Below are 23,810 nucleotides of genomic sequence, written 5' to 3'. Positions count from 1 at the left end.
CAATCTTCGATCTCTCACTATCAAGTCGACTGTCAAGATCCGCGCCAAACTGTCAGGTTCGATGAGTCCGGACACTCGCGATCGCCTATGGCGTGGCTCACACTTGACGTAAGTGGGCACTTGCATAAATCTGGGTTGATGACCGTGAGCGCGACGGATGTCGACCTGTCGGAGATCCTGTTCTGGGCCCGCCCGCAGGCGGAGCGCATGGAGGCCTTCAAGAGGCTCCGGGAGCTGGACCGGCCCGTTTTCGTGCATGAGAACAAGATCCCCTTCGTCGGGCACGGACCCGGCTACCGCGCCCTGGTGCGGCACGCGGACGTCTCCGAGGCCAGCCGGAACGCCGGGGTGTTCAGCAGCGAACCGACGGCCAACAGCGTCGTCGACATGCCCCGGTGGATGGCGGTCTACTTCGGGTCGATGATCAACATGGACGATCCCCGGCACGCCCGGCTCCGCCGGATCGTCTCCCGGGCGTTCACCCCCAGGGTCCTGTCGAAGATGGAGGAGGACCTGCAGCGGGCGGCCACCCGGATCGTGGACGAGGCGCTCGCCGAGGGTTCGGGCGACTTCGTCACCCAGATCGCGGCCCGGCTGCCCGTCCAGGTCATCTGCGACATGATGGGCATCCCGCCGGAGCTCCACCCCCGGGTGCTCCGCGCCACCAACATCATCCTGGGCAACGCCGACTCCGAGTACACCGGCATCGCCCCGGAGCTCAACCGCTGGAACGTCGGCCGAGGCCTGGTCAAGCTGATGGCCGCCGGGCGCGAGCTGAACCGGCTGGCCGCCAGGCTCGGCCGCCGGCGCCGGGGTGACTCCACCGGCGACCTGACCAGCATGCTGGTCAACGGCGAGGAGTCCCTCACCCCGCAGGAGCTCGGCTCGTTCTTCATCCTGCTCGTGGTCGCCGGCAGCGAGACCACCCGCAACGCCATCTCCCACGGCCTCAAGCTGCTCACCGACCACCCGGCCCAGCGCGAGCTGCTCGTGGGCGACTTCGACGGGCGCATTCCCGGCGCCGTCGACGAGATCATCCGTTACTCCACCCCGGTGATCCAGTTCCGGCGCACGGTCACGCGCGAGCACGAGATGAACGGGCAGGTCTACCAGAAGGGCGACAAGGTCCTGCTCTTCTACAACTCCGCCAACCGCGACGAGACGGTCTTCGCCGACCCCGACGTCTTCGACATCACCCGCCACCCCAACCCGCACGTCGGTTTCGGCGGCCCCGGCCCCCACTACTGCCTGGGCGCCCACCTGGCCCGTCGCGAGGTCACCGTGATGTTCCGCGAGCTGTTCACCCGCATGCCCGCCATCCGGGCCGCCGGTGAGCCCTCCTATCTGCTGTCCAACTTCATCAACGGCGTCAAGCACCTGCCCTACACGACCTGACCCGCACCCGTTCCCGGCGGGCCGCGGTCCGGGGCGGGAGCGGGGAGGGCGGGTCGGCCCGCCGGGGTCTCCGGCGTGCCCGCCGGCGAGCGCGGAGATCGGGTCCGCCGAGGGTGGTCACTACGTCAGCCAAGCGAATGCCGGTTTGTGTACCGTGGACATCCGCTCCACGGACATCGAGCCCGTCACCACCGGCGGTGACGGGCTCGCGCATCCGGCGGCGGGGGATGAGCGCCCCCGTCTCCGGGGTGCCGCCGCGAGGCCGGCGGCCCCATTCCGGGCTGGTTAGCTTGAAGATCGTGTGGCAGGATCAGAAAAACCGAATGCGGTTCTAGTAGGGGGCTGACGTGACGGTTTCACTGGCGGACATCGACCTGTCCGACATCGCCTTCTGGGAGCGGCCGATGGCCGAGCGCGAGGCCGCCTTCGCGCTGCTGCGCGCCCAGGCGGCCCCGGTCCGGTTCGCCGAACCGGAGATCAGCTTCGCCCTTCCGGGGCCCGGATACTACGCCCTGGTCAGGCATGCCGACATCGTCGAGGCCAGCCGCACCCCCGAGGTCTTCTCCTCGGGGCGGGGGTCCACCGCCATCCACGACCTGGGCCCGGAGTTCAGCGAGTACTTCGGCTCGATGATCAATATGGACGACCCGAGGCACGCCCGGCTCCGCCGGATCGTCTCCCGGGCGTTCACCCCCAAGATGATCAAGCAGTTCGAGGCCGACGTGCAGGTCGAGGCCACCCGGATCGTCGACGACCTGATCGCCCGGGGGCCCGGCTGCGACTTCGTCACCGAGGTGGCCGCCAAGCTCCCCTTGAAGATCATCTGCGACATGATGGGCATCGGCCCCGAGCATTACCAGACGGTCTTCGACGCCTCCAACATCATCCTGTCCGGCGGCGACCCCGAGTTCATCCAGGACGTCAGCCGCGCGGCCGAGCTGCTCCTCGGTGCGGGGCAGCGCCTGCAGGACCTCGTCGTCTCCCTGGCCGCCGAAGGTGGCGACAATCTCATCACCTCGCTGACCAGCGCCAACATCGACGGCGAGAAGCTGACGATGCAGGAGCTCGGCTCGTTCTTCATCCTGCTGGTGGTGGCTGGCAATGAGACCACGCGCAACGCCATCTCGCACGGCCTGCACCTGTTCACCGAGAATCCGGACCAGCGCGCGCTGCTCCTGGCCGACCTCGACGGCCGCCTCCCCGGCGCGGTCGAGGAGATCGTCCGCCTGGCCTCCCCGGTCGCCTGGATGCGCCGGACCGTCACCCGCGACCACGAGATGAACGGCCACCTCTACCGCAAGGGTGACAAGGTCCTGCTCTTCTACTGGGCCGCCAACCGCGACGAGGCGGTCTTCGCCGACCCCTACCGTTTCGACATCCGGCGCACCGAGGGCCCCCACGTGGGCTTCGGCGGCCCGGGGCCGCACTTCTGTCTCGGCGCCCACCTGGCCCGCCGCGAGCTCACCGTGATGTTCCGCGAGCTGTTCACCCGGATCCCGCAGATCCGCTCGACGGGCGAGCCGGACCGCCTGCGCTCCAGTTTCATCAACGGCATCAAGCACCTCGATTGTGACTTCGAAGACGTTCCATTGACGTAAGTGGTTGCTTGCGCAAATGATTGACGATATGAGCGTGACGCCAGCCGAGCGGAAGCCGATCGTCTCCGCCGCCGACTTCGACCTGTCGGACTACGACTTCTGGGCCAGGCCCATGCCGGAGCGCGAGCACGCCTTCCGGCTCCTGCGCGGCCTGGACCACCCCGCCTTCTACGAGGAGATGGAGGTCCCCTTCGCTCCCAAGGGGGCCGGTTACTACGCGCTGGTCAAGCACGCCGACATCCTGGAGGCCAGCCGCAACCCCGAGGTGTTCTGCTCGGGGGACGGCGGCGCCACCAACATCCCGGACATGCCGCCGGAGTTCACCGAGTACTTCGGCTCGATGATCAACATGGACGACCCGAGGCACGCCCGGCTCCGCCGGATCGTCTCCCGGGCGTTCACCCCCAAGATGATCAAACAGTTCGAGGCCGACGTCGAGGCCGCCGCCGTCCGGATCGTCGACGACCTGATCGCCGGAGGACCCGGCTGCGACTTCGTCACCGAGGTGGCCGCCAAGCTCCCCCTGAAGATCATCTGCGACATGATGGGGATCCCGGAGAGGGACTACGGCTCCGTCTTCGACCGGTCCAACGTGATCCTCGGCGGATTCGACCCCGAATACGGCGGCGACGACATGACCACGGTCGCCGAGAGGCTGCTGGCCGCCGGGATGGAGCTGCAGCAACTCGTCCAGGACCTCGCCGCGCACCGGGTCGAGCACCCCACGGGCGACCTCACCTCGTCACTGGTCAACGCCAACATCGACGGCGAGAAGCTCACCGCCCAGGAGCTCGGCTCGTTCTTCATCCTGCTGGTGGTGGCGGGCAACGAGACCACGCGCAACGCCATCTCCTACGGCCTGCGCCTGCTCACCCAGAATCCGGACCAGCGCGCGCTGCTCCTGGCCGACCTCGACGGCCGCCTCCCCGGCGCGGTCGAGGAGATCGTCCGCCTGGCCTCCCCGGTGAACTTCATGCGCCGCAAGGTCACCCGGGACCACGAGATGAACGGCCACCTCTACCGCAAGGGCCAGAAGGTCGTCCTGTACTACTGGGCGGCGAACCGGGACGAGAGCGTCTTCCCCGACCCGCTCCGCTTCGACGTCACCCGCGACCCCAACCCGCACGTCGGCTTCGGCGGCCCGGGGCCGCACTTCTGCCTCGGCGCCCACCTGGCCCGCCGCGAGATCACCGTGATGTTCCGCGAGCTGCTCCGGCGGATCCCGCAGATCGAGGGCGGCAGACCGCAGCGGCTCTACTCCAGCTTCATCAACGGCATCAAGCACATGGACTGCGCGTTCTGAGTCACGGGGTCGTCGACCGGATCGACTTGAACACGGTGTTGATGTCGGGCAGCAGCTCCTTCTTGCTGTCCGGCACCGACATGTAGACGATCGCGGGCAGGTCGGCGCCGGTGCTCAGGGCGGCCACGACCATGGTCGTCTTGGACGTGCCCGACGTGATCTCATACGCGGAGAGCTGTCCCCGCAGGCCGTTGACGTTCAGGGTCTGCTGCGCGGTCTTGCGGGCGGAGTTGTCCTCGGGGAAGAACTTCTTCCGGCCGCTGGACGCGACCGCGTTGATCACCGGGGCCAGGTTCCCCGGTGAGGTGTACTTGCTCTTCAGCCGGGGCGAGAGCGGGCCCGACATCACCTGGGCGAACTGCGTCTTGCCCGTGGAGTCCGGACCGGCCGGGACGTACTGACGGGTGGTGAAGCCGTAGGTGGTGGGCATGGCCGGGCGCTGGTCCTGCTGCCAGGGCGTGCCGAGCTTGGCCACGCTGATCGCTGCGGCCTGGTCGGGCAGGGTGCCGACCACCGGTGAGGCCTTGCCTGGGAAGCGCGGCAGGCGGCCCACCGCCTGGGACTTGGCGGGCTTCTTCCCGGTCGCGGAGGGCTTGACCTCCGGGGTGGCCTCCTCCTTGGTGGAAGCCAGGGGGCCGGCCAGGAAGGCCCAGAGCACGGCCCCGATCAGGGCGATCACCACGGAACCGGCCAGCGCGAACACCCAGACCGGCCTGCCCGGCCCGTCGAGCTCCTGCTCGTCATCCATGGCCTGGTAGTTGTCGCCGAAGACCGTGTTCCACAGCTCCTGCTGGCGCTCCGGCGGCGGGGTCTTCGGGCCGCTGATCTGGCCCGCGGTGACGAACGGCCTGTTGGGGTCGGACGGGTCCCTGCTCAGGTGCCCGCCCGGCTGGCCCGTCATGGGCTGCTGTCCGGGGTGAGGCTGGCCGGGGCCCGGCTGGCCCGCCATGGGCTGCTGTCCCGGGTGAGGCTGGCCCGGGTGCGGCTGTCCGGGGTGCTGGCCGTTGCCCGGATGGGCGGGCGCGGGCCCTCCCTGCGGAGGAGCGTGGTACGGCGGAAGCTGCGGCGGGGCGCCCGGAGGCGCCTCCGGGGCGGTCGCCCCCGCGAGGGCCCACACGCCGGGATTCTCCGGGGCGACGCCGTTGCCCGAGGGGTTGCCGAACGGGTCCTGGCCGCCGAAGGGGTTGGGGCTGGTGAGCGGGTCCTGGCTGCCGAAGGGGTTGGGGTTTCCGCCGGGCGGGTTGGTCAGGTGCTCTTGGCCGCCGAACGGGTTGGGGCTCGTGAGCGGGTCCTGGCCGCCGAAGGGGTTGGGACTGGTGAGCGGGTCCTGTGTGGCGAAGGGGTTGGGGTTTCCGCCGGGCGGGTTGGTCAGGTGTTCCTGGCCGCCGAAGGGGTTGGGGCTGGTGAGGGGGTCCTGGCTGCCGAACGGGTTCGGGTTTCCGCCCGGTGGGTTCGTCCAGGAGGGGGAGGAGTGCTCATGGCTCGGCGCCTCGGCCGGTGGGCGGTCCCATCCGCCGTTGCCGGCCGGCGCGGCGGCGTTCCGCCCGCCGTCGTTCGAGGCCGGCGCCGTACTCCATCCGCCGTCGCCGGTGTTCTGCGCGGCCGTACCCCATCCGCCGTTGTCGGTGCTCTTGGCCACGTCCCATCCGCCGCCTCCGGCGGCCGGCGCCGTACCCCATCCGCCGTTGTCGGTGGCCTGCGTCGCGGGCCACCCGCCGTTCTCGGCCGGCGAAGCGGGCGGCCAGGTGCCGGGCTGCTCCTGCGGCGGCGCGGCGGCCTGCCAGGAGTCGCCGCCCGACTGCGGGCCGGAGGGCTGCGGCGCCTGAGACGGGGAGCCGGGGGTCGCCGCTCCGAAGGCATGTTGCCAGGAACCGTTGCCGGGGACGCCGGCCTGCCAGGAGGTGCCGTCTCCTGCGGGCTCCTCCGGGGGAAGGGGGAGCCGGGGGCTGGTGCCGTGAGAGTCCTTCGCCCAGGCGGGCGGCGGCTCTGCTGCCTCCGGCCATGCCGGAGGCAGGTGGGACTGGCTGGACTGCTCCGAGGCCATGGCTTCCTTACCTCCCGGGCGTGTGCCCGAATTATGGGTATTGGGCATGGTCTCACGTGAGGCGGGGGGGTTCGCAGGGAAACTGGAGAACGCCCCTCTGAACTGGAGTCCGGTGGGGTCGGTTGGCGGATCCTGCATCGGCAGGCCGACCTCCGAAGGATCCGGGCCCTGCCCCGGCTCGACTGAGTGTGCCACGGTGAAAGAGTAAACTGACGGGACAAGTGAGGTCACAACGGACGTATCACCATCGGCCCTGACCCGTCCCAGACGCACGAGCCTCCCATTGTGCTGACCCTCCGGTGCCGGTGTCCCCGGTTTGCCGTGATCGGGCTTGTTCCCCGTCCCACGAATATGGCTTGCGGACTGCGATAGTCTTGGAATATGCGTGCCGAGACCCTGCTGCTTATCGGGCCGCATCGGCCTTCCCGGCGCTAGACGCCCGCCGATGCGGCTGCCCTTCGCGTGAGCGGAGGGTTTTTCTATTGGGTCGGATGGGTCAGATCATCTGCGCAGACGTATACCGAGGGAAGATTGACGTGAGCGAGCGAGCCGACATGCAGAGCGACGAGCAGCACTACGACCCGCAGGCACTGCAGGTCAAGTGGCAGCGGCGATGGGAGGAGCTCGACCCGTTCCGGGCCTCCGACGATCCCGCCGACACGCGTGAGCGGCGCTACATGCTCGACATGTTCCCCTACCCCTCCGGCGACCTGCACATGGGCCACGCCGAGGTGTTCGCCATCGGCGACGTCGTCTCCCGCTACTGGTTCCAGCGCGGCTACAACGTGCTGCACCCGATCGGCTGGGACTCCTTCGGCCTGCCCGCCGAGAATGCCGCGATCAGGCGGAACGCGCACCCGGCCGAGTGGACCTACGCCAACATCGAGACCCAGGCCCACTCCTTCAAGCGCTACGCGGTCTCCTTCGACTGGTCCCGCCGCCTGCACACCAGCGACGCCGAGTACTACAGGTGGACCCAGTGGCTGTTCATCCGCTTCTTCGAGCGCGGCCTGGCCTACCGCAAGGGCGGCCTGGTCAACTGGTGCCCCAATGACCAGACCGTGCTGGCCAACGAGCAGGTCAAGGACGGCAAGTGCGAGCGCTGCGGCGCCGAGGTCGTCCGCCGCGAGCTGACCCAGTGGTACTTCAAGATCACCGACTACGCCGACCGGCTGCTGGACGACATGGCCCAGCTGGAGGGCGGCTGGCCGGAGCGCGTGCTGACCATGCAGCGCAACTGGATCGGCAGGTCCGAGGGCGCCGACGTCAACTTCGTCATCGAGGGCCGCGACGAGCCGGTCACGGTCTACACCACCCGCCCCGACACCCTGTACGGCGCGACCTTCTTCGTGGTCGCCCCGGACGCGGCGCTGGCCGAGGAGATCGTCACAGAGGACCAGCGCGAGGCCTTCGAGGCCTACCGCGCCGAGGTGTCCAAGCTGTCCGACATCGATCGGCTCTCCACCGACAAGGAGAAGACCGGCGTCTTCCTGGGCCGCTACGCGATCAACCCGGTCAACGGCGAGCGCATGCCGGTCTGGGCGGCCGACTACGTGCTGTCCGACTACGGCCACGGCGCCATCATGGCGGTCCCCGCGCACGACCAGCGCGACCTGGACTTCGCCCGCACCTTCGGCCTGCCGGTGCGGGTCGTGGTCCACACCGGCCTGGCCGACCCGGGCGAGACCGGTGTCGCCACCGCGGGCGAGGGGGCCCTGGTCAACTCCGGTCCGCTGGACGGCCTGCCCAAGGCCGACGCGATCCGGAAGATCATCGGAGTGCTGGCCGAGCGCGGCACCGGCCGGGCGACGGTCAACTTCCGCCTGCGCGACTGGCTGCTGTCCCGCCAGCGCTTCTGGGGCTGCCCGATCCCGATCATCCACTGCGCCGACTGCGGCGAGGTCCCCGTCCCGGACGACCAGCTGCCCGTCACCCTGCCCGACCTGCGCGGCGAGGCCCTGGCCCCCAAGGGTGTCTCCCCGCTGGCGTCGGCCGACGACTGGGTCAACGTCGCCTGCCCCAAGTGCGGCGGCCCGGCCCGGCGCGACACCGACACGATGGACACCTTCGTCGACTCCTCCTGGTACTTCCTGCGTTACGTGGACCCGACCTACGAGGACGGCCCGTTCGACGTGGAGAAGCTGCGCCAGTGGGGCCCCATCGACCAGTACGTCGGCGGCGTCGAGCACGCGGTGCTCCACCTGCTGTACTCGCGGTTCTTCACCAAGGTCCTGCACGACATGGGCATGGTCGACTTCACCGAGCCCTTCACCCGCCTGCTGAACCAGGGGCAGGTGATCAACCAGGGCAAGGCGATGTCCAAGTCGCTGGGCAACGGCGTGGACCTGGGCGAGCAGATCGACTCCTACGGCGTGGACGCGGTCCGGCTGACGGTGGTGTTCGCCGGCCCGCCGGAGGACGACATCGACTGGGCCGACGTCTCCCCGGCCGCCTCGCAGAAGTTCCTGGCCCGCGCCTTCCGCGTCATGGCCGAAGCCGGTGCGGCCTCCGCCCCCGGCGTGGACTTCGCCACCGGTGACCTCGACCTGCGCAAGGCCGTCCACCGGACCATCGACGAGGTCACCAAGCTGGTCGACTCGCACCGGTTCAACGTCGCGGTGGCCCGCATGATGGAGCTGACGAGCGCGACCCGTAAGGCCATCGACTCCGGCCCCGGCGCGGCCGACCCGGCCGTCCGCGAGGCCGCCGAGACCCTGGCGGTCATGCTGTCCCTGGTCGCGCCGTACACCGCGGAGGAGGGCTGGGAGCGTCTGGGGCACCCCGCCTCGGTCGCCACGGCCGGATGGCCGGCGGCCCAGGCGGCCCTGCTGGTCCAGGACTCCGTCACCTGCGTCGTCCAGGTCGCCGGCAAGGTCCGCGACCGGCTGGAGGTCTCCCCGGAGATCTCCGACGCCGAGCTGGAGGTATTGGCGCTCGCCTCGGAGAAGGTCCAGTCCTTCCTGTCCGGGGCTCCGCGCAAGGTCGTCGTCCGCGCGCCCAAGCTGGTCAACATCGTCCCTTAGCGGTTTTCCGGGGCGCTCGTACGGCGGGCGCCCCCAGCCGCGGTCCCCGCGGAGCCGTCCGCGGCCTACGGGCCCACCCGAGCCCCGTCCGGTACGGCGGGCGGCACGCCGTCACGGGTCTCCGCTTTCCGGTAGGTGTGGCGCCGTTACGGACCGTCCGGCGAGGCCGCCTGCCGCTCGCCGGCCCGCTCAGGAGCGGGCCGGATTTATTGCCTCGAACGCCGGGCACATCGATGCGATGATGTCGGCGACAGACCGATCACCACCAGGAGCATGCGATGCGGCGAGCCTTCGGAATCTCACAGCGCCCTATCCGGACGAGAGTTTTCGAGGCCTCCAGCACTCATGCACACCCTCAACATCGGCATCCTCGCCCATGTCGACGCGGGCAAGACCAGTCTCACTGAGCGACTGCTGTTCGACACCGGCGCCATCGACCGGCTCGGCAGCGTCGACGCCGGCAGCACCCAGACCGACACGGGCGACATCGAACGGCGGCGCGGCATCACGATCCGCTCCGCGGTCGCCTCCTTCACCGTCGGCACCTCACAGGTCAACCTGATCGACACCCCCGGCCACTCCGACTTCATCTCCGAGGTCGAACGGGCACTCGGCGTGCTCGACGGCGCCGTCCTGGTCCTGTCGGCCGTGGAAGGCGTCCAGGCGCAGACCCGCGTCCTGATGAAGACCCTGCGGAAGATGCGCCTGCCGACCCTGGTCTTCGTCAACAAGATCGACCGTGCCGGAGCCCGGCACGAGGAGATGCTGGCCGACATCCGGCGGAAGCTGTCACCGCAGGTCGTCCCCATGAACGCGGTCCGGCAGGCCGGTTCCCCGGCCGCGCGCACCGTCCCGATCTCCCTGGACGGACCGGACTCCCGCTCCCGGGTGGCGGAGATCCTCGCAGAGAGCGACGATACGCTGCTCGCCGACCTCGTCGCCGGCTCGATCCCCACCGCCGGCCGCGTCCTGGCGGAGGTACGCGCCCAGACCGCCGCAGGCCTGCTCCACCCGGTGTTCTTCGGCTCGGCCCTGACCGGCCAGGGGATCGAGGCGCTCATCGACGGGATCTCACGGCTGCTCCCGCCGGCGCGCGGCACCGGAGACGGCGATCCCCGGGCCACCGTCTTCGCCGTCGAACGCGGCGGTGCCGGCGAGAAGGTCGCCTACCTGCGGATGCACTCCGGTGAGCTGCGCGCGCGGCAGCGGATCACCTCCTACCGGCTGGAGGCGGACGGTGACGTCAGCGAGAACAGCGAGCAGATCACCGCACTCCACGTCATCGGGCCGGTACGGCGGGAGGCCCACCAGGCGGCGGCGGGCGACATTGCGAAGGTGTGGGGTCTGTCCCGCATCCGGGTCGGCGACCAGGTCGGCTCGGCGCGCGGGCTCGCCGGCCAGTCGCACTTCGCGCCGCCCACCCTGGAGGCCCTCGCCCGGCCGAAGCAGGCTGAGCAGGCCGCGCGGCTGCACGCCGCGCTCGTGAGCCTCGCCGACCAGGACCCACTGATCCACACGCGTGCCGTCCCCGGTGAGGGGACCTCGGTCCTGCTCTACGGCGAGGTGCAGAAGGACGTCATCGCGGAGACCCTCCTCCACGAGTTCGGCGTCGAGGCCGTGTTCGAGCAGAGCCGTACGGTCCACCTGGAACGGCCGGTGGGGGTGGGGGAGGCCTGCGAGGAGATCGGCGAGCACGGGCCCGGCGGCTTCTTCGCGACCGTCGGGCTGCGGGTCGAACCCGCGACCGGGCCGGGGATCACTTTCAGGCGGGAGGTCGAGCTCGGTTCACTGCCGCGCCCCTTCCACCGGGCGATCGAGGACACCGTGCGCCGCACCCTGGAGCAGGGGCTGCACGGCTGGGCGGTGACCGGCTGCCTCGTCACCCTGACCCGGACGGGCTACGCGGCCCCGGTCAGCACGGCCGGTGACTTCCGCGGCCTCACGCCCCTGGTCCTGATGCGCGCCCTGGACATCGCCGGAACCCGGGTCTACGAGCCCTGCCACGCCTTCGAGCTGGAGGTCCCCCCTGACGGGCTCAGCGCCGTCACCGCCCAGCTCGCCGCGCTCGGAGCCGACATCATGGAGTCCTCCGGAGGCACGGAGACATGGTCGGTCAAGGGGGACATCCCCGCGCGTCGGGTGCGCGAGTTCGAGCGGCAACTGCCCGGTCTGTCCCACGGAGAAGGGGTCTGGTGGTCGCGACCGTCGGGGGATCGGCCGGTCCTCGGGCCGGTCCCGGTGCGCGCGCGGTCGGACGGCAACCCGCTCAACCGGAGCGAATACCTGCGGCACCTCGCACAGCGGGGCACGGCGAGGTGAGGCGGGCCGCGGTCCGGGGCCCACCCGGACCGCGGCCGACACCGCCTGCCGACACCGCCTGCCGGGCCCGCGCCGGCACCGCTTAAAGGCTTCCTCGCCTTTCAGGCCTTTTCCGGCCTCCCTCGCGTAGAGGGTGACCGGGGGAGGAAAACCATGCCTGACAGGGGGATGAGGCATGCGGGTATCGGTGCTCGGGATGGGCAGCATGGGGCGGGCACTGGCCCTGCGGCTGCTCGGCCGCGGCCATGCGGTCAGGGTCTGGAACCGGACGCCGGGTAAGGCCTCCGAGGTGATCGACGCCGGCGCCGCCGAGGCGCTCTCGCCGGCGGAGGCCGCGCGGGACGCCGACGCGGTGCTGATGTCGCTCGCCGACGATCAGGCGGTCCGTGAGGTCATGGCACGATTGGCCGAGCCCGCCTCCGAGCCTGCCTCCGATCCCGGTTCCGGGGACGCCTCCGAACTCGGCTCCGAGCCTGGCTCCGTTTCCGGCTCTGATCCCGGGGCCGGGGCCGGGGCTGGGGCCGGGGCCGGCGCGCCGGTTGTCGCCGACATGAGCACCGTCTCCCCGGACACGTCCCGCGCGCTGACAGGGCTGGCGCCGGGGGGCCGGTTCGTGGCCGCGCCCGTCATCGGAGGGCCGCAGGCGGTCGTCGACGGTCAGATCATGGGCCTGCTGGGGGGCGACCGCGGTCTCGTGGACCGGCTGGGACCCGTCTGGCAGGACCTGTTCGCCGTCCACTGGTACTGCGGGGACGATCCCGGCAGCGCCCTGACCTACAAGCTCCTGAACAACTACCTGCTCATGTCGGGTGTCGCCGTCGTCGCCGAGGCGGTGGCCGCGGGTCAGGCGGCAGGTCTCGACGAGGCGATGCTGAAGGACCTCCTCCTGCGGTGGCCGACCGTCGCGCCCGCTCTGCACAACCGGCTCGACGACATCCTCCACGGTGACCACCGAGGATGGTTCGCTACGCGGCTCGGCGCCAAGGACGTACGGCTCATCGCCGAGGTCGCGGAGTCGAAGGGGCTCCGGCTGCCGATCGCCCGGCTGGTCGAGCAGCGCTACGAGGAAGCCGCCGGACACGGCTGGAGTGACTCCGACATAACCGCCGTCGTGGAGCTGCTCCGGGAAGGGCGCGGCTGAAGGGCCGGCGCTCCACTCACCCCCCGTCACGCCGGCCGCGTCGTCCAAGCCGCCATCATCTGCGAGGTGAGGCCGGCCGGGCCGCTCTGAGCGAACCCCCCGTGCGGGGGAAAGGGATGGCGCCGGCGGGGGAGGACCCGCCGGCGGCGGCGCGAAAGCGTGAGTGCGTGACCATACATGCCAGAAACGCCGCCCTGTGGTGCGCGTTGTACGCGGTCGTCCATCTGGGCTGGGCGGTGACCGGCACCGCCGTACCCTGGACGGCGACCGCCCCCTACCCGCCCGCCGCCCTGCTCCTGCTGGCCGCGCTCGCCGTACTGGCCGCCGGAGCGTGCCTGGCCAGTCCCGGCAAGCTGCCGGGCCAGGCGGCCGTCGGCGCCACGCTGGCCGTGACGATCGCGGTGTTCGCCGTCGGGATGATCAGCCTTCCGCTCCATCTGGTGACGCTGCTGTCGGGCGCGGGTGTGGAAAGCCCCACCGGCCTGGTCCAGGTCCTGCTGACCTCGGTGGCCGCCGGGCTGCTGACCCTCGTCGCGACCGGCTCCCTGCGCCGCCTGCGCGGCAGGTGCCCCCGCTGCGGCCTGGCCCACCGGGGGGCCACCGGCGGGCGCACCCACCCGCCTGCCTCCACCGCCACGCCGCGCGCTCAGGTGGCGGTCTATCTCCTGATGTGCGGGCTCATCCCCTGGTCGGCGGTGAAAACCGTGTGGACGCTCGGCGGCAGCGCGCTCGGCGTCACGGCCGAGGAGTGGGCGGCGATCAACGCCGAGGCGCCGGCTGCCGCCCACGCCCTGGCCGCTGTGGGCGTCGACATCACTGTCCTGGCCGCCCTCTTCGGGGTCTTCCTGCTGGCCGGCCTGATGTACCGGTGGGGCATGGTGTTCCCCCGATGGACGCTGTGGCTGTCGGGGGTGCGGGTGCCGCGCCTGCTGCCGCTGATCCCGGCCTGGATGATCGCAGTGGCCTTGTCCCTGTACGGCGTCGCCCTCACGGTGTACGCGCCGGCCAGCGTGCTCGGCGTGGTGCCGGCCATCGAGCCGATCACCGGGTTCACCGCCACCGGGTCCGTCTGGATGATCGAATTCGGCGGGCTGGCCTTCGCCGGGCTGGGCCTCGGTCTCCTGGTGGCCGCCCGCTCCTACGCCCGCAGGACCCGCCCCCTCTGCGTCATACGGTAGGGGTCCCCGTGGCTTCGGCCGAAAATCCGACCGCGGGCATCATGTTCTCGGCGTTCTCCTGCCGGCCCGGCCCGGCCTGGTCACCGCCGTGACAGGCGGCGGTCTCGCGTTCCGGGGCAGGCCACCGAGGCTCGGCGTGGCACCCTGTCGTCGACCGTGACCGTGACCGTGACCGTGTTCCGGGGGCCACGGCGCAGGGTGCCTCCGTCACCAGCCGGGAACGGCACTTGGGTGATCATCCCTTCCAGCACATGGCGATGAGGGGCGTCTCGGCATCGAGACGCCCCTCACCAGCAAGACTTTCGGTGATCTTCTAGCCCAGGCCGCTCTTCATCGCGCTGATCAGCTCACCGTTGGAGGTGTCTCCGGTGAGCTCCCAGAAGAAGGCCCCTCCCAGGCCCTGGTTCTTCGAGTAGCTCATCTTGCCCCCGATGGTCGCGGGGGTGTCGTAGCTCCACCACTGGTTGCCGCAGTGGGCGTAGGCCGTGCCCGCGACCGTACCGGTCGCCGGGCAGCGGGTCTTGAGGACCTTGTAGTCCTCGTTGCCCGCCTCATAGGTGCCCGGGGCGGCGCCGGTGGCGGTGCCACCCGGAGTCGCCTGGGTCACGCCGGTCCAGCCGCGGCCGTAGAAGCCGATGCCCAGCAGCAGCTTGCTCGCCGGCACCCCCTTGCTCTTGAGCTTCTGGATGGCGGAGTCGGAGTCGAAACCGGTGATGGGGATGCCGCTGTAGGTGTTCAGCGGTGAGTGCGGCGCGGTCGGGCCCTGGGCTGCCCAGGCACCGAAGAAGTCGTAGGTCATGACGTTGTACCAGTCGAGGTACTGTGCGGCGCCGCCGTAGTCGGCCGCGTCGATCTTGCCGCCGGAGGTGGCGTCGGCGGTGATGGCGGCGGTGACCAGGTAGCTGGAGCCGAAGCGGGAGCGCAGTGCCGACATCAGGTTCTTGAAGGAGGAGAAGCCGCTGGTGTCACAGGTGAGGCCGCAGGCGTTCGGGTACTCCCAGTCGATGTCGATGCCGTCGAACACATCCGCCCAGCGCGGGTCCTCGACCAGGCGGTAGCAGGACTCGGCGAAGGCCGCGGGGTTGGCCGCCGCCTGGCCGAAGCCGCCCGACCAGGTCCAGCCGCCGAAGGAGAACAGCACCTTGATGTTCGGGAACTGCTTCTTCAGCTTGCGGAGCTGGTTGAAGTTGCCGCGGAGCGCGCCGTTGTCCCAGGTGTCGGCGACGCCGTCCACGCTCTCGCCGGCCTGGTAGAAACGGTCGTAGTCGGCGTAGGTGTCGCCCAGCGTGCACTGGCCGTTCTGCACGTTGCCGAAGGCGTAGTTGATATGGGTGAGCTTGGCGGCCGAGCCGCTGGTGACGATGTTCTTGACGTGGTAGGCCCGCTGGTAGATGCCCCACTGGGTGAAGTAGCCCAGCAGCTTGTTGCCGCCCCCTCCGCCGCCGTCCTGGGTGGTGACGTTGAGTTGGTTGCTGGCGGTGGAGCGGTTTCCGGCGGCGTCGCGGGCGCGGACGGTGTAGCTGTAGGCGGTGGCGGGGGTCAGGCCGGTGTCGGTGTGGGTGGTTCCGGTGACGGTGGTGACGAGGGTGGTGCCTCGGTAGATCTCGTAGCCGGTGACGCCGACGTTGTCGGTGGAGGCGTTCCAGGCGAGGGAGACGCTGGAGGAGGAGGTGGCGGTGGAGCGCAGGTTGCCGGGGACGCTGGGGGGCGTGGTGTCGCCTCCTCCGCCGCCGCCGGTCACCGAGATGGCGGAGACGGTCGCGTAGTTGGCGCCGCCGTTCATGTTGAACTGGACGTTGAGCGCGCCGTCGCTGACCGTCGCGGGGAAGGTCCGGTCACAGGCGGTGAGCGCGCCGCAGGAGGCGAAGATGTCGAAGGCGGTCAGCGCGTTGACGCCTTCGACGCGGACGTCGAACTTGCGCTGACCGGCCGCGTTGGCCCAGTCCTCGACCATCTTCAGCGTCACCTGGTAGGTGCCGTTCGGGACGTCGAAGCGGTAGCCGCCCCAGCTGTTGAAGGTGTTGTAGTTCTGGTAGAGGGAGTCGTCGGTCGTCCCGGCGATCGCACCGCCGGTCGAGCCGCTCCCGTAGCTGGTCTGGTAGCCCCAGTCGCCGCTGGAGTAGGCCTTGTCGGCGACCCACTGGTCACCCGCGGCGTCGGTGAGCGCGGACCCGCCCGCGTTGGCCCGGAGCGGCACGGTCACGGCCGCGGAAGCGCCGGGTGCCGTCGCGACGACCGCCCCCAGGGGGAGGAGCATCACCCCCACCGCGGCTAGGAGTTTCAGGACATGTTGATTCGCCATGGGCCGCCGCCTCTACGCGCTGGAACTGGGGGGTTAATTAACAGGAAACTTTACTGTCAATTTGAGGTGAACGTAATCACGCGCGCACGCGCCGTCAATGGTGCGAAATTTCGGGGGGCCCAATCGCGGGAAGAGAGGTTTACGGCCAGCGCCAGGCGATGCCCAGCACGCCGGAGACCACGTCGGAGGCGGCCACGTGGACGGTGTGGTGGGCGTTGGGCACCAGGACGCCGGTCCGGCAAGGCTTCGCGTCCGGTCCGGACCTGACGTAGGAATGGCATTCGGCCGGGAGGGCCGCGGGGTCGAACCGCACCTGGACGAGGAAGTGCCCGACCGGCTGCCGGAAGCCGTGGCCGTGGTCGACGCACGGCTGTGCCGGTCTGTCGAAGCTCTCCCACTCGAAGACCCAGGTGTCGCCGGCCCGGAGCGCGTGGTCGAAGAGCAGCTCGGCGACCATCACCCCCCGCGCGTGGTGCCGCAGGATGGTGCCGACCCTGCAGTTCTCCAGGGCGTGGATCTCGCGGCCGTCGAGATCGGTGCCGGGGTCGACGAACGACCTGATCGCATACCGGTCCATGCCGTCGCGCCGGGCCCTGATCAGCGTGCGGGTCCACACCGACTCGCACCGCCGGGCCGCGTCGATCAGCACTTTCTGCTGCTGGGTGATGATGGCGGCGTCCTGGTCGCGGGAGCCCGGCAGCGCGTCCAGCAGCTCGCCGAGGGCTCCGGAGCGCTCATCCAGCCCCGGCCCGTGGTCGAGAAGGCGGGTGAGGGAGCCGCCGGGAAGCCGGAGGATCTCCTCCAGGGCCGTGACGACCAGCGGGGACTGCTCGCCGCCGGGACGCCGGTGCCCCCGCTGCCAGTCGCTCAGGGTGGACAGCGCGACCGCCAGCCCGCGCTGGGCCAGGCGGGACCGGATGCGGTCGAGGGACAGGCCGCTCTCCCGGATGCAGACACGCAGGGCCTGGTGGAACGGGCCGGAGCGGAGCAGGGTGCCCCGGTCGGCTGCCGGCTCGGGGGGACGGCGAGGCATGGGGACGCTCCTCGGTGTCGAGGCGGGCGGCCGGGGGTTTCCCGCGCTTCCATCCCTGAGAGGACGGCGCGGGCCCGCCGCGCTCTGTGGGGAGCGAGCGTAGAACGTCTCGTGACCCAAGAACAGGTCGCCGACCATAGCAACTACCGAAATTTCATCACTTGTGGCTTATTTCCATCCGAAAACAGAATCAGCGCATCTCCGCACCTCCGATAAGGGAGAAAAACGCGTGCCCTTCTGTTCAAGGCTCTATTCAAGGCGGTTACCGGGGGCGCCGTACTCATCCGGATCGGCCTGCCCTCGGCTCCGGCGCTCGCCCGGCCCGACCGGGCTGACCCACTCGCCGGTCAAGCTGCTCGGCTGGGGCGCCACCGCGGACCCCCACCAGGGACCGCCGCCGATCCGGCTACAGGACACCACCGCCATCCGCCCCGATTTCGGGTGCGGCACCGGGACGGCCGAACTCCGCGTCGGGCACGTCGGCGGCCGGCGCGGGGCCTGCTGCGGCGGGCGGTCGCCACTGAGGCGCCTGACGAGGAGCGGGGTCCCGATCGTGGGACCCCGCTCCTCCGGTGCGTTGTCTCAGAGCTTGCGCAGAACCGCCACGACCTTGCCCAGGACGGTGGCCTCGTCGCCGGGGATCGGGTCGTAGTTCGGGTTGTGCGGGACGAGCCAGACGTGGCCGTCCTTGCGCTTGAAGGTCTTGACCGTGGCCTCGCCGTCGATCATCGCGGCGACCACGTCGCCGTTGTCCGCCACGGGCTGCTGCCGGACGACCACCCAGTCGCCGTTGGCGATGGCGGCCTCGATCATCGAGTCGCCGGTCACCTGGAGCAGGAAGAGCGTCCCCTCGCCGACGAGCTGCTTGGGGAGGGCGAAGACGTCCTCGATGCTCTCCTCGGCGAGGATGGGGCCGCCGGCGGCGATCCGGCCGACGAGCGGCACGTAGGCCGCGGTCGGGCGGCTGATCGGGGTCTCGTCGTCACGGGACTCGGGATCCACCCACAGTGCCGGCTCGCCGGGAAGGCGGACCTCCAGCGCGCGGGGACGGTGCGGATCACGGCGCAGATAGCCCTTGCGCTGCAACGCCGTCAGCTGGTGCGACACGCTGGAGGTGCTGGTGAGCTGCACCGCCTCGCCGATCTCTCGCATGGAGGGCGGATAGCCGCGCTGCTGCACCGAGTCGCGGATCACCTCAAGGATCTTCCGCTGCCTGGGGGTGAGGCCAAGGGAGTCACGCCTGCGCACCGCCAGGTCGCTGACGGCCGAAACGTTCTCGTCATGTTCGCTCATACGATCTCCTCGCCTCCCGGTCTGTATCTCTCGCGTCGCACACAGCGACCGTACCGCCGTTGAAGATCGTATTCAAACAATTGTTCGAGTCATTCTCGAAATCAGCGGTGACGTGGTGTACAACATCGTACGGGAGTTCGATCGACATCGTGTTCGATTCGCCGATCTTTCTTCGACGTGTGTTCGGCCAGGTCGAGGGTGCTGGGGGGCCATCATGAAGACGACCGTGACGACAGGGAGGGCCGGGCGCCCGCCCGCCCGGCGCCCCGGGGCCGCGGGGGGCGTCCGATATCCTGATCCGCCGCTCCGGCTCACCAGGCGGGGCCGGATCGTGGTGGTGGCGGCGCTCACGCTGGTCACCCTGGGGGCGCTCTGGGTCGGCGCGCGCATCGACGCCGCCTCGGCGCTCGAGCACGGGGGGCGTGAGGAGCTGTCGTGGGTCGTGGTGCGCGGGGGTGACACGCTGTGGGAGATCGCGGACGCCGTGACGGAAGGCGGGGATCCGGCTCCGACGATCCGCCGGATCATGGATCTCAACGGCCTGTCCGACTCCGTGATCCGGCCCGGGACCCGGCTCTACCTGCCGGACGGTTCCGCCCCCTGAGGGGGTGCCGGAGGGGCGACACGCCCGACTCGTTCGAATGTGACGCGCTGATCAGCGACTTCGTCTGACGGGGTCCTTTCAACTTGCGTTCATGAGCCGACCCTCCTACCGTTGGACCACAACATCTAGTGGCTTCATCGGTGGTCTTCACCATAGATTGTGTTTCCATTACCGCATCTCGACCATTCGAGGGGCGTGCGCAAGCGTCTGGCGTGGACGCCGTGGAATGCACGAGAAGGTGGGCCACTTGCCGGCTCAAGGGGGCGACACGCGTGCACTGTCCGTTCTGTCGTCATCCTGATACGCGGGTCATCGACAGCCGGTCCACCGAGGACGGCGGAGCCATCCGCCGCAGGCGCACGTGCCCGGAGTGCGGGCGCAGGTTCACCACGCAGGAGACGGTGCTTCTCATGGTGAGCAAGCGCAGCGGGGTGACCGAGCCGTTCTTCAGGGACAAGGTGATCGCCGGCGTCCGGCGGGCGTGCCAGGGGCGCCCCGTCAGCGAGGACTCGCTGGCCCAGCTGGGTCAGCGGGTGGAGGAGAGCATCCGGGCCACGGGAGCGGCGGAGATCGCCGCCCATGAGGTCGGGCTGGCGATCCTGGGGCCGCTCCGCGAGCTGGACGAGGTGGCCTACCTGCGGTTCGCCTCGGTCTACCGGAGCTTCGAGACCCTGGCCGATTTCGAAACAGAGATAAAGCAGCTGCGGGCGGAACGCTCCGTCCAGCAGGACTGATCCATACCCCGGGCGCCGGGGGACAGAGCGGCGCGTTGATGTGGTCCGACTCGAGGGCTCTGGGGAGCCCCGGAAGGGGAAGTCATGACGGAGACGATCGGTGGCGCGGCCGCGCGTGGGGGCAAGCGGTTGCGCAAGGGCTTGAAGATGAAGCGCATCTTCACCACGCCGGGAGTGCATCCCTATGACGAGGTGCGCTGGGAGCGCCGTGACGTCGTGATGACCAACTGGCGGGACGGCTCGATCAACTTCGAGCAGCGGGACGTCGAGTTCCCCGTTTCCTGGTCGGTCAACGCGGCCAACATCGTGACCACCAAATACTTCCGCGGCGCGGTCGGCACCCCGCAGCGCGAGTGGAGCCTGAAGCAGCTCATCGACCGGGTGGTGGGCGTCTACACCAGGACCGCGGTCGAGCACGGCTACTTCGCCGGCGAGGAGGACGCCGAGATCTTCGACCACGAGCTCAAGCACGCTCTGGTCAACCAGGTCTTCAGCTTCAACTCGCCCGTCTGGTTCAACGTGGGCACCGCCTCGCCGCAGCAGGTCAGCGCCTGTTTCATCCTGGCCGTCGACGACCAGATGGAGTCCATCCTCGACTGGTACAAGGAAGAGGGTGTGATCTTCAAGGGCGGTTCGGGCTCCGGCGTGAACCTCTCCAGGATCCGCTCCTCCAAGGAGCTGCTCTCCAGCGGCGGCACGGCCAGCGGCCCGGTCTCCTTCATGCGCGGCGCGGACGCCTCCGCGGGCACCATCAAGTCCGGCGGCGCGACCCGCCGTGCGGCCAAGATGGTCGTCCTGGACGTGGACCACCCCGACATCGAGGAGTTCATCGAGACCAAGGCGCGCGAGGAGGACAAGGTCCGCGCGCTGCGCGACGCCGGGTTCGACATGGACCTCGGCGGCAAGGACATCGTCTCCGTCCAGTACCAGAACGCCAACAACTCCGTGCGCGTCTCCGACGAGTTCATGCGCGCGGTGGAGAAGGGCGAGGAGTTCGGCCTGCGCGCCCGCCTCACCGGCGAGGTCATCGAGAAGGTCGACGCCGGGCGGCTGTTCCGCAAGATGGCGACGGCCGCGTGGGAGTGCGCCGACCCCGGTGTCCAGTACGACGACACGATCAACGACTGGCACACCAGCCCGGAGACGGGCCGCATCACCGCCAGCAACCCGTGCTCGGAGTACCTGCACCTGGACAACTCCTCGTGCAACCTGGCCAGCATCAACCTGATGAAGTTCCTGAAGGACGACAACTCCTTCGACATCGAGAGCTTCGTGAAGATCACCGAGCTGATCATCACCGCGATGGACGTCTCCATCACCTTCGCCGACTTCCCGACGGAGAAGATCGACCAGACCACCCGCGCCTACCGCCAGCTCGGCATCGGCTACGCCAACCTCGGCGCGCTGCTCATGGCCACCGGCCACGCCTACGACTCCGAGGGCGGCCGGGCCATCGCCGGTGCCGTCACCTCGCTGATGACCGGCGCCTCCTACCGCCGCAGCGCCGAACTGGCCGCGGTCGTCGGACCGTACGACGGCTACGCGCGCAACGCCGACGCGCACAAGCGCGTCATGCGCAAGCACGCCGCCGCAAACGACGACCTGCGCACGCTGGAGGGCATGGACAAGGCCATCCACGCCGAGGCCTCCCGCCAGTGGACCGAGTGCCTCAAGCTGGGTGAGAGGAACGGCTACCGCAACGCCCAGGCCTCGCTGCTCGCCCCGACCGGCACCATCGGCCTGATGATGGACTGCGACACCACCGGTATCGAGCCCGACCTGGCCCTGGTCAAGTTCAAGAAGCTCGTCGGCGGCGGCTCCATGCAGATCGTCAACCAGACGATCCCGCGCGCGCTGCGGCAGCTGGGCTACCCCGAGGAGCAGGTCGAGGCGATCGTCGAATACATCGCGTCCAACAGCCACGTCGTGGACGCCCCCGGCCTCAAGCCCGAGCACTACGAGGTGTTCGACTGCGCGATGGGCGAGCGGGCGATCGCCCCGATGGGGCACGTGCGCATGATGGCCGCCGCCCAGCCGTTCCTGTCCGGCGCCATCTCCAAGACGGTCAACCTGCCCGAGGCGGCGACGGTCGAGGACATCGAGCAGGTCTACATGGAAGGCTGGAAGCTCGGCCTGAAGGCCCTGGCCGTCTACCGCGACAACTGCAAGGTCGGCCAGCCGCTCTCGGTCGCGGGCAAGAAGAGCGACAAGAAGACCGAGGAGAAGGCCGCGGAGCCGGAGATCCAGGTCGTGGAGATCAGCCGCCCGACCCGCCGCCGGATGCCGAACCAGCGCCCCAGCACCACCACCCGCTTCACCGTGGGGGGCGCCAAGGGCTACATGACCGCCTCGTCCTACCCCGACGACGGTCTCGGCGAGGTCTTCCTGAAGATGTCCAAGCAGGGCTCCACCCTCGCCGGCGTGATGGACGCCTTCTCGGTGGCCATCTCCATCGGCCTGCAGTACGGCGTGCCGCTGGAGACCTACGTCAGCAAGTTCGTCAACATGCGCTTCGACCCGGCCGGCATGACCGACGACCCGGACATCCGCATGGCCGCCTCGGTGATGGACTACATCTTCCGCCGCCTGGCCCTGGACCACCTGCCCTACGACGACCGGGCCGCTCTCGGCATCTTCTCCGCCTCCGAGCGCGCCGCCCAGCAGCGCGGGGAGGACCCGGCCCCGATCCACACCGACGAGGTCATCGCCGAGCTGGCCACCTCGGCACCGATCGAGCAGCCCCAGCCCCAGCCCCGCCCGGAGGTCGTGGCCGTGGCCGCGCCGGAGCGGGGCGGCTCCCTGGAGTCCCACCAGGGCCGCACCGCCGACGCGCCGCTCTGCATGACCTGCGGCACCAAGATGCGGCCCGCCGGTAGCTGCTACGTCTGCGAGGGCTGCGGCTCCACCAGCGGCTGCAGCTGAAGTCAGCCGCCTCAGGGCGGGAAATAGCAGGTCAGGGCGGGGAAGCGACCAGGTGTCGTTTCCCCGCTCCGGCGTTCGGATCATCCGCCGACCGGAGGAGAGCATCTCGGGACGGCCCGGCCGACGGCCCGTGGTCCGGGGGAGTGAGCTGCTCGCGGATCCTGACGAGGCGTCGGAGTTCTTCCGCCGCGACTCGACGGGGTTCTCGGCCGCCGTTGGCCGAGACCGCCTCGACGGATCGAACCCGGGGCCGGTCCGTGGCGGGTGGAGCCGGCCGGCGACGTCGGCTCCATCCGCGGCACCACGCAGAACCTCGCCTACCAGCGCTCCACCAGATGCTCGCGGCCCGGCGGGGGATCATACGACTCCGGCCAGTAGTCGACGACCCGGGTGATCAGCCCGTCATCGGAGAGCTCGAACCACACACAGGCGTCTTGGTGCTCAGTAGTGACGCGTGCATCGATCCACGCGGCCGCGTGGCGGCCATCGGCGACGATGCGACGCGCCTGGAGATGCCAGTCCCCGGGGTATTCCCTGTTGAACTGGATGAAAGCCGACCTGCCGCGGATCCGCTCACGGCTCTGCGGCATCTCGTACACCATGTCTTCGGTCAGCAGATCGCCAAGCCGCTGCCAGTCGCGCTGCTCGGCGCTGTCAATGTAGACGCGCACGGCCTCTCGCGTTCTCGATGTCTCGTCCACCGGCCGCACGCTACACGGCGGCACCGACAACGGATCAGGTGCAAGGCGCTTCATCACCGGCAGCTGGAGATGGTGCCGACCGGTGATCTCGTACCGGCGAACCGCCGGCACATCACCGCGGTGTTCGCTCACATCGCCCCCAACTGACGATCATCCCCTCGGGGGCGCCCGGCTCGTGCTCTCGGCGGGGCGTCATCCCTTGATCGCGGGGAGGTGCGGC

General features: G+C 69.9%; 15 protein-coding genes. 10 read left to right on the top strand and 5 right to left on the bottom strand.

The annotated features are described in order from the left end of the window. Positions 1 to 138: 138 nt before the first annotated feature. From SROS_RS34425 to SROS_RS34415, 3 genes are all read left to right on the top strand, one after another. Positions 139 to 1,395 carry a cytochrome P450 gene (locus SROS_RS34425; RefSeq protein WP_012893567.1) on the top strand — a complete coding sequence of 419 codons (1,257 nt, stop codon included), beginning with the start codon at positions 139 to 141 and terminating at the stop codon, positions 1,393 to 1,395. 347 nt (positions 1,396 to 1,742) lie between these two features. After that, positions 1,743 to 2,993, top strand: a complete 1,251-nt coding sequence (locus SROS_RS34420; protein ID WP_012893566.1) for a cytochrome P450 — start codon at positions 1,743 to 1,745, stop codon at positions 2,991 to 2,993. 28 nt (positions 2,994 to 3,021) lie between these two features. Beyond that, complete coding sequence (locus SROS_RS34415; RefSeq protein WP_043653534.1) at positions 3,022 to 4,296, top strand: cytochrome P450; 1,275 nt, start codon at positions 3,022 to 3,024, stop codon at positions 4,294 to 4,296. A gap of 1 nt (position 4,297) precedes the next feature. On the opposite strand, the gene SROS_RS34410 is transcribed toward SROS_RS34415, so the two are convergent. Beyond that, positions 4,298 to 6,340: a hypothetical protein gene (locus tag SROS_RS34410; RefSeq protein WP_043653532.1), complete on the bottom strand. Its 2,043-nt coding sequence runs from the start codon at positions 6,338 to 6,340 to the stop codon at positions 4,298 to 4,300. A gap of 554 nt (positions 6,341 to 6,894) precedes the next feature. On the opposite strand from SROS_RS34410, the gene leuS reads away from it, so the two are divergent. The 4 genes from leuS (at position 6,895) to SROS_RS34390 (ending at position 14,001) form a co-directional block, all read left to right on the top strand. After that, positions 6,895 to 9,363, top strand: coding sequence for a leucine--tRNA ligase (gene leuS / locus SROS_RS34405; RefSeq protein ID WP_043657417.1), 2,469 nt, complete (start codon positions 6,895 to 6,897; stop codon positions 9,361 to 9,363). A 345-nt stretch (positions 9,364 to 9,708) separates the two neighbouring features. Then, the gene (gene otr(A), locus SROS_RS34400) at positions 9,709 to 11,682 is read left to right on the top strand and encodes a tetracycline resistance ribosomal protection protein Otr(A) (RefSeq protein WP_012893562.1); all 1,974 of its coding nucleotides are present in this window, start codon (positions 9,709 to 9,711) and stop codon (positions 11,680 to 11,682) included. Between the two features lie 175 nt (positions 11,683 to 11,857). Continuing rightward, a complete protein-coding gene (locus SROS_RS34395; RefSeq protein ID WP_012893561.1) occupies positions 11,858 to 12,823 on the top strand; it encodes an NAD(P)-dependent oxidoreductase in 966 nt (321 codons plus the stop codon). A 167-nt stretch (positions 12,824 to 12,990) separates the two neighbouring features. Next, positions 12,991 to 14,001 carry a hypothetical protein gene (locus tag SROS_RS34390; RefSeq protein ID WP_218919733.1) on the top strand — a complete coding sequence of 337 codons (1,011 nt, stop codon included), beginning with the start codon at positions 12,991 to 12,993 and terminating at the stop codon, positions 13,999 to 14,001. A 313-nt stretch (positions 14,002 to 14,314) separates the two neighbouring features. Here the strand turns inward: SROS_RS34390 and SROS_RS34385 are convergent, their stop codons facing one another. The 3 genes from SROS_RS34385 to lexA all read right to left on the bottom strand — a co-directional run bounded on the left by SROS_RS34385 (position 14,315) and on the right by lexA (position 18,629). Continuing rightward, on the bottom strand, positions 14,315 to 16,303 hold the full coding sequence (locus tag SROS_RS34385; RefSeq protein WP_012893559.1) for a glycosyl hydrolase family 18 protein: 1,989 nt from the start codon (positions 16,301 to 16,303) through the stop codon (positions 14,315 to 14,317). A 139-nt stretch (positions 16,304 to 16,442) separates the two neighbouring features. Further along, the gene (locus tag SROS_RS34380; RefSeq protein ID WP_012893558.1) at positions 16,443 to 17,336 is read right to left on the bottom strand and encodes a hypothetical protein; all 894 of its coding nucleotides are present in this window, start codon (positions 17,334 to 17,336) and stop codon (positions 16,443 to 16,445) included. Positions 17,337 to 17,918: 582 nt separating this feature from the next. Further along, positions 17,919 to 18,629, bottom strand: coding sequence for a transcriptional repressor LexA (gene lexA / locus SROS_RS34375; protein ID WP_012893557.1), 711 nt, complete (start codon positions 18,627 to 18,629; stop codon positions 17,919 to 17,921). A gap of 214 nt (positions 18,630 to 18,843) precedes the next feature. Between lexA and SROS_RS34370 the strand changes: the two genes are divergently transcribed. From SROS_RS34370 to SROS_RS34360, 3 genes are all read left to right on the top strand, one after another. Next, positions 18,844 to 19,233, top strand: coding sequence for a LysM peptidoglycan-binding domain-containing protein (locus tag SROS_RS34370; RefSeq protein WP_012893556.1), 390 nt, complete (start codon positions 18,844 to 18,846; stop codon positions 19,231 to 19,233). Positions 19,234 to 19,505: 272 nt separating this feature from the next. Further along, on the top strand, positions 19,506 to 19,967 hold the full coding sequence (nrdR, locus tag SROS_RS34365; RefSeq protein ID WP_012893555.1) for a transcriptional regulator NrdR: 462 nt from the start codon (positions 19,506 to 19,508) through the stop codon (positions 19,965 to 19,967). An 84-nt stretch (positions 19,968 to 20,051) separates the two neighbouring features. Next, positions 20,052 to 22,889, top strand: a complete 2,838-nt coding sequence (locus SROS_RS34360; protein ID WP_012893554.1) for a vitamin B12-dependent ribonucleotide reductase — start codon at positions 20,052 to 20,054, stop codon at positions 22,887 to 22,889. 317 nt (positions 22,890 to 23,206) lie between these two features. On the opposite strand, the gene SROS_RS34355 is transcribed toward SROS_RS34360, so the two are convergent. Further along, positions 23,207 to 23,722: a nuclear transport factor 2 family protein gene (locus tag SROS_RS34355; protein ID WP_218919732.1), complete on the bottom strand. Its 516-nt coding sequence runs from the start codon at positions 23,720 to 23,722 to the stop codon at positions 23,207 to 23,209. Positions 23,723 to 23,810: the final 88 nt, after the last annotated feature.

Origin of the sequence: Streptosporangium roseum DSM 43021, from assembly GCF_000024865.1 — a bacterium.
Lineage (GTDB): Bacteria > Actinomycetota > Actinomycetes > Streptosporangiales > Streptosporangiaceae > Streptosporangium > Streptosporangium roseum.
The sequence above is the reverse complement of the archived record's forward strand: the minus strand, read 5'-3'. Positions and strand labels throughout refer to the sequence as shown.